Genomic DNA, 12,921 nt, shown 5'->3' on the forward strand with positions numbered 1-12,921 from the left:
AGCCGGTCGGCTCAGGCCATGCCGAGCGCGGTCATGTAAAGCTCGATCAAGGCTTCTTCTTCCTGCCGCTCGTTGGGGTCCTTCTTGCGCAGGCGGATGATGGCGCGGATCGCCTTCGTGTCGTAGCCGCGACCCTTGGCTTCGGCCATGACTTCCTTGATGTCGTCCTGAAGCGCGGTCTTTTCCTCTTCCAGGCGCTCGATGCGTTCGATCAGCTGGCGCAGTTCGGCGGCGGCGACATTGTCCTGCGTGGTGACATCATCCATGGTCGACCTCTCAATTCGGGATGGGCGCGGCTGGCGCGGCTTTGGAAACAGGCGGTTCGGCCACGCGGTCGCGACTCGGTGACCATGCGCGGCGATAAGGATCGGGCGCTTCGTTGCCTCAGCCGGGCCGGCCGGTCAATGGTCTTTCGGACGGGACGCTTCGAAAGCGGCCTTTTGTGACGCGCTCGCCTCGGTCTGGTGCTTCGCCTGCCAGTCGGCATAGGGCATGCCGTAGACGATCTCGCGCGATTCGTCTTTCGTCAGCGGGATGCCATCCGCTTCCGCCGCTTCGCGATACCAGTTGGACAGGCAGTTGCGGCAGAATCCCGCGAAATTCATCATGTCGATGTTCTGGACGTCGGAGCGCTCGCGAAGATGCGTCACGAGCCGCCGGAACGCCGCAGCTTCCAGCGCTTGCGTCTGGGTGTCGTCGAGGTCGGTCATGGCTTTCTCCATCAGACTGGGCCGGTCCTGGACCCGAATTGTCGTGCGACATGAATGTCGGAGCGCGCATTGATCGCTTCAAGGATCGGGGCGAGGCGGTTTGTCCATTCCTCCACGCCGCGTTCGTCCGCGATGAGGTCCTGCCGAATCTCGATCAGGAGATGCGCGTAGCCGTTGACGATCGCGTGCTTGAACATCGTATCGCCGCGCAACGCGCCGTCATAGGGCTCGTTGTCGCCGACCGTCAGGCCGGCGTCGGCGCGCAGGGCCTCCAGCATCGGCTCGACCGCGCGCGAATCCGAATCCCACAATATGCCGATCTCCCACGGCCGGCGGCGGCCCTGCATCGTGGGCGTGAAGGAATGGATCGAGACGATGAAGGGCGTGCCTTCACTTTCGGCCGCGACCGAAGCGACCGTGGCTGAGACGGCGTCGTGATAGGGGCGGTAGAAGCGCTCCAGCCTGTTTTCGCGCTCACTTTCGCTCATGGGATAATTCGCCGGAACGATGGTTCCGTCATAGAGCTGGCGGATCAGCGTCGGATCGTCCTCGCCCCGGTTCGGGTCGATCAGGAGGCGCGACCACGTCGCCATCACGGCCGGGACGGCGAGCCGCGCGGCAAGCGCGCGCGTCACCGCCTCGACGCCGATGTCATAGGCGATGTGGCGCGTGAACTCGACTGCGGGCAGGCCGAGATCGCCATATTCGTCCGGCAGCGCGTTGCGCGCGTGGTCGGCGATCAGCACCATGCCGCGCATGCGATCGCCTTCGATCAGTTCGACGGGATTGAAAACAGCGGCGCGCGTCATGAAAAGGCAAGGTCCGGCTGGTTGGAAGACATTTCCATGTGTCATGGACGCAAGGCCCATGCAATGTCATCCATGCGACAAGATCGCGATGGACGTTCCCGGCAGCAGGTGTGGATGATTCGCGATCGACCAGTTCTAAATCGATTCATGTGGCACCGCAGACGCGTTGACAAGACTCGGGCGATTGCCGAAAAGGTTGAAACCATGCTGATTTCACCCCTCAAACACTTGCTTTCAGCCGTCGTGCGACGGCTTCGCCGCCGCATACCGCTCGTCGGCCTCCTCGCCGCACTCGGGCTCGGCGCGACGGCGGTTCCGGCCATGGCGGATTTCCGCGTCTGCAACGCCACGCAAAGCCTCGTCGGCGTCGCGATCGGCTATCGCGCGCAGGCGGGCTGGGTGACCGAAGGCTGGTGGCACATCGAGGCGTCGAGTTGCCGCACGCTGATCGAGGGCGCGCTCGCCTCGCGCTATTACTATCTCTACGCCGAGGACGCGCAGCGCGGCGGGCGCTGGGAAGGCCCGATCAACATGTGCGTGGCCGAGCGCGAGTTCAAGATTTCAGGCCCCGGCGACTGCGTCCCGCGCGGCTTCCAGCGCGCCGGCTTCCAGGAATACGACACGCGTGAACAATCGAGCTGGATGGTCCAGCTTACCGACGAGCCGGCGGACGGCACCACAACCCCGATGACCGGCGCGCCGGCCAACGGCTCCACACCAGGCGAATCCCCATGAGACGCAGCCGCAAGGTCAAGATCCTCGCAACGCTTGGACCGGCCTCGTCCGACGAACCGATGATCCGCAAGCTCTTCGATGCCGGCGCGGATGTCTTTCGCATCAATATGAGCCATTCGAGCCACGACCTCATGCGCACGCTGGTCGCCCGGCTGCGCAAGGTCGAGAGCGAAGTCGGCCGGCCGATCGGCATCCTCGCCGATTTGCAGGGACCGAAGCTGCGCGTGGGCAAGTTCGGGAACGGCGCTGAGCAGCTTCAGATCGGCCAGAGCTTTACCGTCGACGACGATCCGGCACCGGGCGATTCGAGCCGTGTGAACCTGCCGCATCCCGAAATCCTGTCATCGGTTCAGCCCGGGCATCGGCTTTTGATCGACGACGGCCGCCTGGCGCTGAAGGTGGAGGAGACAGACGGACGCAAGGTGCGCTGCGTCGTCCTGGCCGGCTCCAAGATTTCCGACCGCAAGGGCGTCTCACTGCCGGACACGGATCTGCCCGTCGGCGCGCTGACGGAAAAGGACCGCAAGGATCTCGACGCGGTGCTCGCGACCGGCGTCGACTGGGTCGCGCTCTCCTTCGTGCAGCGGCCGGACGACATCGCCGAAGTGCGCAAGATAGCGCGCGGACGCGCTGCGATCATGTCGAAGATCGAAAAGCCGCAGGCCGTCGCCCGGCTCGCCGAAATCATCGAATTGTCCGACGCGCTGATGGTCGCGCGCGGCGATCTGGGCGTCGAAATGCCGCTCGAAGCCGTTCCGGGCATTCAAAAGCAGATCACGCGCGCCGCGCGCCGCGCCGGCAAGCCGGTCGTCGTCGCAACCCAGATGCTGGAATCGATGATCTCCGCTCCCGTGCCGACACGCGCGGAAGTGTCCGACGTGTCGATCGCCGTCTTCGAAGGCGCAGACGCGGTCATGCTGTCGGCCGAATCGGCGGCCGGCGAATATCCGGTCGAGGCGGTCGCCACGATGAATGCGATTGCCGTTCAGGTCGAGCGCGATCCGCTCTATCCCGGCATCATCAACGCGCAGCGCACCGAGCCGGACGCGACCGGGCCGGACGCCATCGCGCTCGCCGCGCGGCAGATCGCCGACACGCTCAACCTGTCTGCCGTCATCTGCTACACGGGGTCGGGCACGACCGGCCTGCGCGTCGCGCGCGAGCGTCCGCATGTGCCGATCATCGCGCTGTCGCCGGTGATCGGGACTGCACGGCGACTGTCGCTCTTGTGGGGCACGCATTGCGTTGTGACGGAAGACGCCAGCGACCTCGACGACATGGTGGACCGCGCCTGCCGGATCGCGCATCGCGAAGGGTTCGGCAATTCGGGCGACCGGATCATCATCACCGCCGGCGTGCCGCTGAGGACGCCCGGCGCGACCAACATGCTGCGAATCGCCTATATCAGCTCGGATGGGAAAAGCGGACTCTAGGGGAGCAGCGTCACGTTGGGCATCGGTGTGCGGTGGCAAGGTTGAGGCATGGATTCCTGTGACGAGCACAGGAATGACGGTGGAAAGGTTTGAAGCCAGTCTCCAACGCCGAAGATTTGCAAAGCTATTTTTGCTGTCGTCATTCCTGTGCTCGTCACAGGAATCCAGGCCTTGACCGTCGAGCAACCCCGACGTTCTTCAAACCAGTCGCTGAATGCTGTAGGCGTTCGCCCGTTTCTACCGGTCCGTCACGATCTTGACGCGGTTGCCGACCGAGAGGCTGGCGCCGGGGCCGAGGCCGTTCAGGAGGCGGAAGAGGTCTTGCGGGCGGTCCGTGCCGACCATGCGGTTGGCCATCGAGGCGACCGTATCGCCGGCGCCGACCGTCACCACGCGGATGCGCAGCGGGCGTATCCGGGCTTTTTCGGCGGCGGACAGGGTGCGGAAGCTGTCCGCGACGGCGCGGGCGACGGGCTGGAGATCGGTCGAGGCGAGCGGGGCCGCCGTCAGGAGGCGGTAGACCTGCCGGCCGGAACGGATCAGCGTCACGTCGAACTGCCAGCCTTCGGCGCGCGCCTGCGCGTTAACAGCTTCGTTTCCGTTGATCGTCATGGATCGCACGGAGGCCGGATCGAGGCCCGCGACCCAGCCCGAGCGGACGTAATCGGTCAGCGACTGGCGCTGTTCGACCGTGACGCCGTCGAAGCGGACGGCCATGTCGCCCGGTCCCGACGCGGTCACGGCGGCGGCCGTATTGTCGATGACGAAGCCCTGCGGCACGTCGAAGCTGATGCCCAGGACCGGGTGGATGAAGCTCGTGCCGCGCACGAAGCCTTCGTCGGGCGTGTCGCCGAAAAGCATGCCGTCGACGCCGTCGAGGAAGGCGTCGCGATCCCGGTTGCCGGTTCCCGGCTGACCGAACTGGCGCGCATGGCGCATGGCCAGATCGATCCGCTGCGGCGGATTGGGGTGGCTGGCCAGGAAGTCGAGATTGGGATTGGCCGATGACGAGACGGTTCGCGATTCCGAATAGGCGGCCATCGCCTGCAGGAAGCGGGCGGCCGCGTAGGGATCGTAGCCGGCGCGGCCGATCGAGCGGATGCCGATGGCGTCGGCTTCCAGTTCCTGATTGCGCGAGAACTGGGCGAGCCGGAGCTTGCCGCGAATGAGCGCGACCTGTCCGCCGGTTCCGCCGCCGTCGAGCACGTCCGAGACGACCCGCGCGGCCAGAACCTCCTCGGCCTCGCGCTGCTGGCGCTGGATGCCGTGATTGGCGGTCACATGCGCCATTTCATGCGCGACGACGGCAGCGACTTCGGCCGAATCGTTCGCCAGCGCGAGAAGACCGCGCGTCAGATACAGGAACCCGCCGGGCAGCGCGAAGGCGTTGATGTTGGGCGAGTTGAGGATCGTGATCTGGTAGGTCTGGTTCGGATTGTCCGGGTCGAGCGTCAGCGAACCGATGATGCGCGCGATGGAACGTTCGAGCTTGGGGTCCGAATATTCGCCGCCATAGGTCGCCAGAATGCGCGGATGCTGCTCGCGCGCGATCGCGGCCATGCGGTCGTCGCGCGTGACCGAATCGACGGTGACCGGATTGGACGAGGGGCGGAAGGCATCTTCCGAGAGCGAGGCCGTATCGAACGCCTGGCAGGAGGAGAGCGCCGTCGCCAGAAAAAGCGCAACGGCGAGCCGTCCGCGGCTTTGGGCCCCGGCGCGATACTGCCTGTCCGTCTCGATCTGTCTTGCGGCCAGTTCGGCCTCCCCACGTTACGACATGCGTCGCGTTCAAGGTTTGCGGGATGTCCCGCACACACCAGAATCCTAATCGAAAGACAAGTGCCCCTCTTCGCTCAAGATGCTGTCTGCATCGCGAATGTGGTCTTAAACGGGCGATTTCGCGGTCCGTTCCCGTCAAACAAAAGGCGAACGTCCGACATAGGCCGTGAATTCGGCAGGGGCATCGGGTCCGTAGAAGGTTTCGACGGGTCCGTCGGCGGCGATGCGGCCGTCTTCGAGGAAGATGATTCGGTCCGCCAGCGCGCGCGCATCCTCCGGCGCGTGGGTGACGAAGACGATCGTCATGCCGGTGCGCGTTTGCAGGCTGCGGACGAGTTCCACCATCTCGGTGCGCAGCGCGGGACCGAGCGAGGCGAAGGGTTCGTCCAGAAGGAGCAGCGGGTGTCGGCGCACGAGCGCGCGGGCGAGCGCAGCGCGCTGCCGCTCGCCGCCGGACAACGCGTCGGGGCGGCGGTCTTCCTTGCCGGCGAGGCCGACATCGGCGAGCGCCTTCGAAATGTCGGCACGGTCGGCCTCGGTGAGACGCAGCGACGGCGACCGGCCGAGCCCGACATTGTCGGCGACGCTCAGGTGGTGGAAGAGGTTGTTTTCCTGAAAGACCATCGAGACCGCACGCCTCGCCGGGTCGAGCCGGGTCACGTCGTCTCCGGCGATGCGGATCATGCCCGACTGCGGCTCCTCGAAGCCGGCGACGAGATGCAAAAGCGTCGACTTTCCCGAACCGCTCGCGCCCAGAAGGCCGACGATCTCGCCGGCCGGGACCGAGAGGTCGAAAATCATCTCGCTGCCGCCCGGATAGGCGAAGCGGATATCGTTCAGTTCGAGTGCGAAAATCATGCCTGCTTCCGTCCCGCCCATTCGGAGGCGAGCATCAGTATCAGCGTCAGGAGGGCGAGGAAAAGGGCGATGCCGGCGGCGTCCTCGGTGCGGTACGCGCCCATGCGCGAGAGCAGGAGATAGGGAAGCGTCTGCACCGCATCGGACCCGAACAGGGCGATGACGCCGAGATCGCCCAGCGACAGCGCCATGGCGAAGGCGAAGGCGGTGGCGAGCGGACGGCGCAGAAGCGGCCAGTCGATGAAGCGCAGACGGTCGAGCGTGCTCATGCCGAGCGAGACGGAAAGCCGGTCGTAGCGCGCGGCGGCGGCATCGTGCGCGGGGCGCAGGATGCGCAGCGCGAAGGGCAGCGCCATGACCGCGTTGACGGCGACGACCATCGGCGCGGCGTAGTTCAGGACGTTGCCGGTGTGGCGCAGGAGGATGAACCAGCCCGCGCCGACAACGATCGGCGGTATGACGAGCACGAAGCCCGCGCCGGTGTCCATCGCGCGTTCGAGGAGACCGGGAGACCGGCCGGAACGGCGCGCTTCCAGCCGCTGGCGAGCACGCACGAGGCAAAAAGCGAGGGCCAGCGTGAAGCAGGCGGCGAGGGCGGCGAGCTTCAGGCTGGTCACGGTTGCGGCGTGGACGGCAGGATCGGCGGCAAGGCGGGCGAGATCGGCGCGCAGGCCCGCGATGACGATGGCCGCCATCGGCGCGACGACGAAGAGCATCGCGGCGAGGATTGGCAGGGCGTCAGCGATCTTGGCTCGCCAGCCGCGCAGGGACGGCCTGCGTGCAGTCATGCCGATGTTGGCATCGGGTGCGAGATCGGCGCCGGCGCGCTTCAGCACAAGGACGATGGCGAGGGTGAGCGCGATCTGGACCGCGACGAGTGCGACGGCGCGGGCCGGTGCGAAGTCGAAGCGCAGCGCCTGATAGATCGCGACTTCGAGCGTCGTTGCGCGGGGGCCGCCGCCGAGGATCAGGACGATGGTGAAGGACGTCACGCACAGCATGAAGACGAGCCCGGCGACGCTCGGCAGGGCAGCGCGCAGAACCGGCCATTCGACGATGCGGAACGTCGCCCACGGGCTGAAGCCGAGCTGGCTCGCCAGACGCCAGCGGTCGTTCGGCACCGTGTCGAGCGCGGCGAGCAGGAGGCGGGTGGCGAGCGGCAGGTTGAAGAAGGCGTGCGCGATCAAAATGCCGGACAGGCCGTAGATGCCCTGCCAGCGTGCTCCGGTGAGCGCCGTCAGCGGCTCGGCGACCAGTCCGGCGCGGCCCAGAAGCGCCAGGACGCCGAGCGCGGCGACGATGGCGGGCAAGGCGAGCGGGACCGCAAAAAGAGCGAGCAGCAGCCGGCGGCCGGGGAAATCCGGCCTGCGGGACAAAGCGCGCGCGACGAAAATGGCGGGGAGGACCGACACGACGGTCGACAGCAACGCCTGCCAGAGCGTGAAGCGGGCGATGCGCAGGAGATAGGGATCGAAGGCGGCGAATGCGCTGGGGAGGTCTCGCGCGCCTTCCGCGATGAGGCCGGCGAAAGCGCCGCCGACGATGATGGCGAGGATGGCGAGCGCCGCGGTGCCGGGGAGAGTGGCGCGGGAGGGCGCGGTCATGGCGGCGGTGCGGGGATGTTTGGGATCGTTGCGAATGCAGGGCGGGGGGTGGCCTTATTTCGGGACCGCTTGCGACATGCGCGCCCCTCTGGCCTGCCGGCCATCTCCCCCGCGAGGGGGGAGATCATGCGCGCCATCGCCGCATCATGTCCGGCAACATGGGCGATTGGCGAAAACGAAGGCGAAATCCGATCTTCCCCCTTGCGGGGGAGATGGCCGGCAGGCCAGAGGGGGGCGTGACGGGGCGATGCCTTCGAAGCCGACAAGAGGGAGAGGTTTCCGCTCACCGGCTCATGATCGCGAGCCATTCGTCGATCCAGGCGCTGCGGTTTTCGGCGATTTCCTCGGGCGGCAGTTGCAGCGCGTCTTCCGGCGCTACGGCATCTTCGAAGACTGGGTTGAGCGGTTCGGATGTGGGGCCTGCCGGGAACATCCAGTTGTGCTCGGGGATCGCGTCCTGAAAGCCGGAGCCCGTCATGAATTCGAGGAACTGCGCGGTGAGCGGATTTTCCGCGCCACCGAGCGTCGCCGCCGCGACCTCGACCTGAAGATAGTGGCCTTCCTCGAAGATCGCCGCCTGATAGCGGTTCGTGCGCTCCGCGATCTGATGATAGGCGGGCGAGGTCGTGTAGGACAGCACCATCGGCGCCTCGCCGGAGGTGAACAGACCGTAAGCCTCGCTCCAGCCGGGCGTGACGGTGAGGACGCGCTGCGACAGTTTTTCCCACGCTTCGCTCGCCCCGTCGCCATAGATGGCCTTGACCCAAAGGAGAAGGCCGAGGCCCGGCGTCGAGGTGCGCGGGTCCTGAATGACGATCTTGATTTCAGGGTCGCCGTCCAGAAGCTCGGCGAAGCTTGCGGGCGGGGTTTCGATTGCCTCGGTGTCATAAACGAAGGCGAAATAGCCGTAGTCGAAGGGGACGAACATGTCGTCGTCCCAGCCATTGGGCACCGTGATGTTGTCCAGAGAAATGCCGTGCGGAGCGAAAAGCCCGCTTTCCCGCGCCTCGAAAGTCAGGTTCGTATCGAGACCGAGCACGATGTCGGCGTCGGTGTTCTCGCCTTCGAGCTTCAGGCGGTTCAAAAGCGCGACGCCGTCTGCGGCGGCGACGAAGTTCAGCGTGCAGCCGCAGTCGGCCTCGAAGGCTTCCTTCACGAGCGGGCCGGGGCCCCATTCGGCGGTGAAGCTGTCATAGGTGTAGACGGTCAGCGTTTCCTGCGCGGCGGCGGGCAGAGCCGTTGCCGAGACCAGGAGCGCGGTAGCAAGAATGCGGCCAGAGATCATCTTGTTGCCTCCTTCGTTTTCGTGTTGAAGGACAGGCGCCGGATGTTTGCGTCTAATCCCTCCGCCGGTATGAGCCGGATCAGGTTCTGCGGGTTGGCACGACGCCTCTCAGCCGCGACGAACGCGGCACCCCGTTAGATGGCAAAGACATAGAATGCGTTGCAGGCGGGCGCAAGCGCTCCTTGATGGAGCATCGGATTTGTCCGAAAACCGGTTTCCACTTTTCGGTCCGATGCTCTAGCTTCACATCATGTTCATTCCATTCTTCCTCGAACTGAAAGCCGCGCGCGTTCCCGTTTCGCTTCGGGAATATCTGACGCTGCTCGAAGGCATGGACGCCCATCTCGTCAATTACGACGTCGAGGGGTTCTACTATCTTTCCCGCACGGCGCTGGTGAAGGACGAGCGGCATATCGACCGCTTCGATCAGGTCTTCGGCCACGTCTTCAAGGGAGTCGAGGCGGTGTCGGGCCAAGGGGCTATCGACGCGCGCAACCTGCCCGATGAGTGGCTGCGCCGGCTCGCCGAAAAGCACCTGAGCGACGAGGAGAAAAAGCTGGTCGAAGCGCTTGGCGGGTTCGACAAGCTGATGGAGACGCTGAAAAAGCGTCTCGAAGAGCAGAAGGGGCGTCATCAGGGCGGGTCGAAATGGATCGGCACGGGCGGCACGTCGCCCTTCGGCGCTTATGGCTACAATCCCGAAGGTGTGCGGATCGGCCAGAACGAAAGCCGGCACCGGCGCGCGGTCAAGGTCTGGGACAAGCGCGAGTTCAGGAATTTCGACGATTCGGTCGAACTCGGCACCCGCAACATCAAGGTGGCGCTGAAGCGGCTGCGGCGCTGGGTGCGCGAGGGCGCGGACGAGGAATTCGACCTGCCCGGCACGATCCGCTCGACCGCCGAGCACGGCTATCTCGACGTGCAGACGCGGCCGGAGCGGCGCAATGCGGTGAAGCTGTTGATGTTCTTCGACGTCGGCGGCTCGATGGACGACCACATCCGCATCGTCGAGGAGCTGTTTTCCGCCGCGCGGGCCGAGTTCCGGCAGCTCGAATATTTCTATTTCCACAATTGCATCTATGAGGGCGTGTGGAAGGACAATAAACGCCGGCATTCGGAGGTGATCCCGACCTATGACGTGCTGCATAAATACGGGGCGGACTACAAGGCGATCTTCGTCGGCGATGCCTCGATGAGCCCCTACGAGATCGCGCATCCGGGCGGTGCGGTGGAGCACTGGAACGCGGAGGCCGGCATCGTGTGGCTGCAACGGGTGCTCGCGCACTGGCCGAAGGCGGTGTGGCTCAATCCGGTGCGCGAAAAACACTGGGGCTATACGCATTCGATCCGGATGATCCGCGAGATCGTCGGCGAACGCATGTATCCGCTGACGCTGAACGGGCTTGAACGGGCGACAAAAGAACTGTCGCGCGGACGTTGATCCGGCAAAAGTTTTAGCAGGTGGTGAACAAGTCGTGAGGTTCGGCGTTGCTGCAAACACGCAACGTTCCGCCGGTTTCCCATTCATGGAAGATATCCTTCTCGACTTCGGCCATCCGACGCACCTGCCTTTCGGCGTCATCGTCTCAAGACTTTTGGCGGCCGCGCTCTTCGGCGCCGCGATCGGCTTCGAGCGCGAATGGCGCTCGCATCCGGCGGGTCTTCGAACGCATATGCTGGTTTCGCTCGCAGCCGCCGCCTTTGCGATCCTCGGCATCGAGATCGTCCATTCCAGCCAGTTCGACGGTGACGCATCGCGGCTCGATCCCCTTCGCCTCATCGAAGCCGTAACGGCGGGCGTTGCCTTCCTCGCCGCCGGCTCCATCATCTTCGCGCAAGGGACGGTCAAGGGACTGACCACCGGGGCGGGGCTGTGGCTGGCCGGCGCGATCGGGCTCGCTTCCGGGCTCGGCTTCTGGCAGGTGGGCGCGTTCGCGACGCTGCTGGCGATCGTGATCCTCGGCCTGATGCACGTTCTGGAAAAGAAGCTCGGCCGGATCGACGGTCAGGACGGCCCGCCCGACGATTGAAGCGGCTCCAAAAGGCTGGTAATGAAGCGGCGATGGAAAAGCTTTTCGGAAAACCCGGCTACAGGCGGTTCACGCTGCAGGACAGGAAGCGCCTGCCGGCGCGGTTCTATGCCCGCGTCTCCGGCGCGATCTCGACGCGCGCGGCTGCCGCCTGATCCTTGTATCGACGGCCGATAGCGGCCTGTTCTCCATTTTCCAATCGACGGACTTCAGCCATGAGCGCACCGCGCACCCTCTACGACAAGATTTTCGACGACCATGTGGTCGACCGGCAGGACGACGGTACCTGCCTTCTCTATATCGACCGCCATCTCGTTCACGAAGTGACCAGCCCGCAGGCCTTCGAGGGGCTGCGGATGGCCGGACGCACGGTGCGCCACCCCGAGCGCACGCTCGCCGTCGTCGATCACAACGTGCCGACCTCGCCCGACCGCAAGCTCGGCATCAACCGGAACGAGGAAAGCCGCATCCAGATCGAGGCGTTGGCAAAGAACGCGGCGGATTTCGGCGTCGAATATTACGACGCTGCCGACATTCGGCAGGGCATCGTCCACATCATCGGGCCGGAGCAGGGCTTCACGCTGCCGGGCATGACGATCGTGTGCGGCGACAGCCACACCTCGACGCATGGTGCGTTCGGTGCGCTGGCGCACGGCATCGGCACGTCGGAGGTCGAGCATGTTCTGGCGACGCAGACGCTGATCCAGTCCAAGGCGAAGAACATGCTGGTGCGCGTCGACGGGCAATTGCCCGAGGGCGTCACCGCCAAGGACATCATCCTTGCCATCATCGGCGAGATAGGCACGGCGGGCGGCACCGGCTACGTCATCGAGTATGCCGGCGAGGCGATCCGCGCGCTGTCGATGGAAGGGCGCATGACGATCTGCAACATGTCGATCGAAGGTGGCGCGCGCGCCGGCCTGATCGCGCCGGACGAGACGACCTTCGCCTATGTGAAGGACAAGCCGCGCGCGCCCAAGGGCAAGGCGTGGGACATGGCGCTCGACTACTGGAAGACGCTCAATTCCGACGAGGGCGCGCATTACGACAAGGTGGTGGTGCTCGACGCGGCCAATCTGCCACCGATCGTCTCGTGGGGATCGTCGCCCGAAGACGTTATTTCGGTGGGCGGCGTGGTGCCCGATCCGGCCGAGATCAAGGAAGAGACCAAGCGCGTCTCCAAGCAGCGCGCCCTCGACTATATGGGCCTGACGCCGGGAACGAAGATCACCGACATCGCCATCGACCGCGTCTTCATCGGATCGTGCACCAATGGCCGCATCGAGGACCTTCGCGCCGCCGCCAAAGTGATCGAGGGCAAGACGGTCGACCCGCGCGTCGATGCGATGGTTGTGCCGGGGTCGGGCCTCGTCAAGCAGCAGGCCGAGGAAGAAGGTCTCGACGCCATCTTCAAGGCGGCCGGCTTCGACTGGCGCGAACCGGGCTGCTCGATGTGCCTTGCCATGAACGACGACCGACTGAAGCCGCAGGAGCGTTGCGCGTCGACCTCGAACCGCAATTTCGAGGGCCGGCAGGGCTTCAAGGGCCGCACGCATCTCGTGTCGCCCGCAATGGCGGCGGCGGCGGCGATCGCCGGGCATTTCGTCGATATTCGCGACTGGAACTGACTGTGTGATGCGAGCCGCGATCATCCGTTATCGCGGCTCACATTTACTTT

At 65.3% G+C, this 12,921-nt stretch carries 13 protein-coding genes and 1 riboswitch; of the genes, 6 read left to right on the forward strand and 7 right to left on the reverse strand.

Annotated features, from left to right (window positions below):
- Positions 1–11: 11 nt before the first annotated feature.
- The 3 genes from GTW25_RS10135 to GTW25_RS10145 form a co-directional block, all read right to left on the reverse strand.
- Positions 12–266, reverse strand: coding sequence for a DUF2312 domain-containing protein (locus GTW25_RS10135; RefSeq protein ID WP_252911973.1), 255 nt, complete (start codon positions 264–266; stop codon positions 12–14).
- Positions 267–401: 135 nt separating this feature from the next.
- Positions 402–710 carry a DUF1244 domain-containing protein gene (locus GTW25_RS10140; RefSeq protein ID WP_252911974.1) on the reverse strand — a complete coding sequence of 103 codons (309 nt, stop codon included), beginning with the start codon at positions 708–710 and terminating at the stop codon, positions 402–404.
- Between the two features lie 11 nt (positions 711–721).
- A complete protein-coding gene (locus GTW25_RS10145; RefSeq protein ID WP_252911975.1) occupies positions 722–1,519 on the reverse strand; it encodes an N-formylglutamate amidohydrolase in 798 nt (265 codons plus the stop codon).
- Between the two features lie 204 nt (positions 1,520–1,723).
- On the opposite strand from GTW25_RS10145, the gene GTW25_RS10150 reads away from it, so the two are divergent.
- Together GTW25_RS10150 and pyk are read left to right on the forward strand one after the other, a co-directional pair.
- On the forward strand, positions 1,724–2,254 hold the full coding sequence (locus GTW25_RS10150) for a DUF1036 domain-containing protein (RefSeq protein WP_252911976.1): 531 nt from the start codon (positions 1,724–1,726) through the stop codon (positions 2,252–2,254).
- The gene (gene pyk / locus GTW25_RS10155; protein WP_252911977.1) at positions 2,251–3,687 is read left to right on the forward strand and encodes a pyruvate kinase; all 1,437 of its coding nucleotides are present in this window, start codon (positions 2,251–2,253) and stop codon (positions 3,685–3,687) included. The genes GTW25_RS10150 and pyk overlap by 4 nt, the downstream gene beginning before the upstream one ends.
- 237 nt (positions 3,688–3,924) lie before the next feature.
- Here the strand turns inward: pyk and GTW25_RS10160 are convergent, their stop codons facing one another.
- The 4 genes from GTW25_RS10160 to thiB form a co-directional block, all read right to left on the reverse strand.
- Positions 3,925–5,427: a M48 family metalloprotease gene (locus tag GTW25_RS10160; protein WP_372493127.1), complete on the reverse strand. Its 1,503-nt coding sequence runs from the start codon at positions 5,425–5,427 to the stop codon at positions 3,925–3,927.
- A gap of 174 nt (positions 5,428–5,601) precedes the next feature.
- A complete protein-coding gene (gene thiQ / locus GTW25_RS10165; RefSeq protein WP_252911978.1) occupies positions 5,602–6,324 on the reverse strand; it encodes a thiamine ABC transporter ATP-binding protein in 723 nt (240 codons plus the stop codon).
- Positions 6,321–7,928 (reverse strand): thiamine/thiamine pyrophosphate ABC transporter permease, encoded by a 1,608-nt coding sequence (gene thiP / locus GTW25_RS10170; RefSeq protein WP_252911979.1) that lies wholly within the window; start codon positions 7,926–7,928, stop codon positions 6,321–6,323. The genes thiQ and thiP overlap by 4 nt, the downstream gene beginning before the upstream one ends.
- A 283-nt stretch (positions 7,929–8,211) precedes the next feature.
- Positions 8,212–9,213 (reverse strand): thiamine ABC transporter substrate binding subunit, encoded by a 1,002-nt coding sequence (gene thiB, locus GTW25_RS10175; protein ID WP_252911980.1) that lies wholly within the window; start codon positions 9,211–9,213, stop codon positions 8,212–8,214.
- A 39-nt stretch (positions 9,214–9,252) separates the two neighbouring features.
- A riboswitch (TPP riboswitch) is annotated at positions 9,253–9,357 on the reverse strand.
- A 106-nt stretch (positions 9,358–9,463) separates the two neighbouring features.
- Here thiB and GTW25_RS10180 point away from each other — a divergent pair.
- From GTW25_RS10180 to leuC, 4 genes are all read left to right on the forward strand, one after another.
- The gene (locus tag GTW25_RS10180; protein WP_252911981.1) at positions 9,464–10,654 is read left to right on the forward strand and encodes a vWA domain-containing protein; all 1,191 of its coding nucleotides are present in this window, start codon (positions 9,464–9,466) and stop codon (positions 10,652–10,654) included.
- An 85-nt stretch (positions 10,655–10,739) separates the two neighbouring features.
- Positions 10,740–11,243: an MgtC/SapB family protein gene (locus tag GTW25_RS10185; protein WP_252911982.1), complete on the forward strand. Its 504-nt coding sequence runs from the start codon at positions 10,740–10,742 to the stop codon at positions 11,241–11,243.
- 32 nt (positions 11,244–11,275) lie between these two features.
- Entirely contained in the window at positions 11,276–11,398 is a 123-nt protein-coding gene (locus GTW25_RS20485; RefSeq protein WP_290127961.1) for a hypothetical protein, read from the forward strand.
- Positions 11,399–11,458: 60 nt separating this feature from the next.
- Entirely contained in the window at positions 11,459–12,871 is a 1,413-nt protein-coding gene (leuC, locus tag GTW25_RS10190; protein ID WP_252911983.1) for a 3-isopropylmalate dehydratase large subunit, read from the forward strand.
- Positions 12,872–12,921: the final 50 nt, after the last annotated feature.

Origin of the sequence: Aliihoeflea aestuarii (genome assembly GCF_024105665.1) — a bacterium.
Classification (GTDB): domain Bacteria; phylum Pseudomonadota; class Alphaproteobacteria; order Rhizobiales; family Rhizobiaceae; genus Aliihoeflea; species Aliihoeflea aestuarii.

Coding starts and splice junctions, on each gene's coding strand:
- GTW25_RS10145 (WP_252911975.1), bottom strand. CDS start 1,519: ATGACGCGCGCCGCTGTTTTCAATCCCGTCGAACTGATCGAAGGCGAT.
- GTW25_RS10140 (WP_252911974.1), bottom strand. CDS start 710: ATGACCGACCTCGACGACACCCAGACGCAAGCGCTGGAAGCTGCGGCG.
- thiP (WP_252911979.1), bottom strand. CDS start 7,928: ATGACCGCGCCCTCCCGCGCCACTCTCCCCGGCACCGCGGCGCTCGCC.
- leuC (WP_252911983.1), top strand. CDS start 11,459: ATGAGCGCACCGCGCACCCTCTACGACAAGATTTTCGACGACCATGTG.
- GTW25_RS20485 (WP_290127961.1), top strand. CDS start 11,276: ATGGAAAAGCTTTTCGGAAAACCCGGCTACAGGCGGTTCACGCTGCAG.
- GTW25_RS10180 (WP_252911981.1), top strand. CDS start 9,464: ATGTTCATTCCATTCTTCCTCGAACTGAAAGCCGCGCGCGTTCCCGTT.
- GTW25_RS10150 (WP_252911976.1), top strand. CDS start 1,724: ATGCTGATTTCACCCCTCAAACACTTGCTTTCAGCCGTCGTGCGACGG.
- GTW25_RS10135 (WP_252911973.1), bottom strand. CDS start 266: ATGGATGATGTCACCACGCAGGACAATGTCGCCGCCGCCGAACTGCGC.
- thiQ (WP_252911978.1), bottom strand. CDS start 6,324: ATGATTTTCGCACTCGAACTGAACGATATCCGCTTCGCCTATCCGGGC.
- GTW25_RS10185 (WP_252911982.1), top strand. CDS start 10,740: ATGGAAGATATCCTTCTCGACTTCGGCCATCCGACGCACCTGCCTTTC.
- pyk (WP_252911977.1), top strand. CDS start 2,251: ATGAGACGCAGCCGCAAGGTCAAGATCCTCGCAACGCTTGGACCGGCC.
- thiB (WP_252911980.1), bottom strand. CDS start 9,213: ATGATCTCTGGCCGCATTCTTGCTACCGCGCTCCTGGTCTCGGCAACG.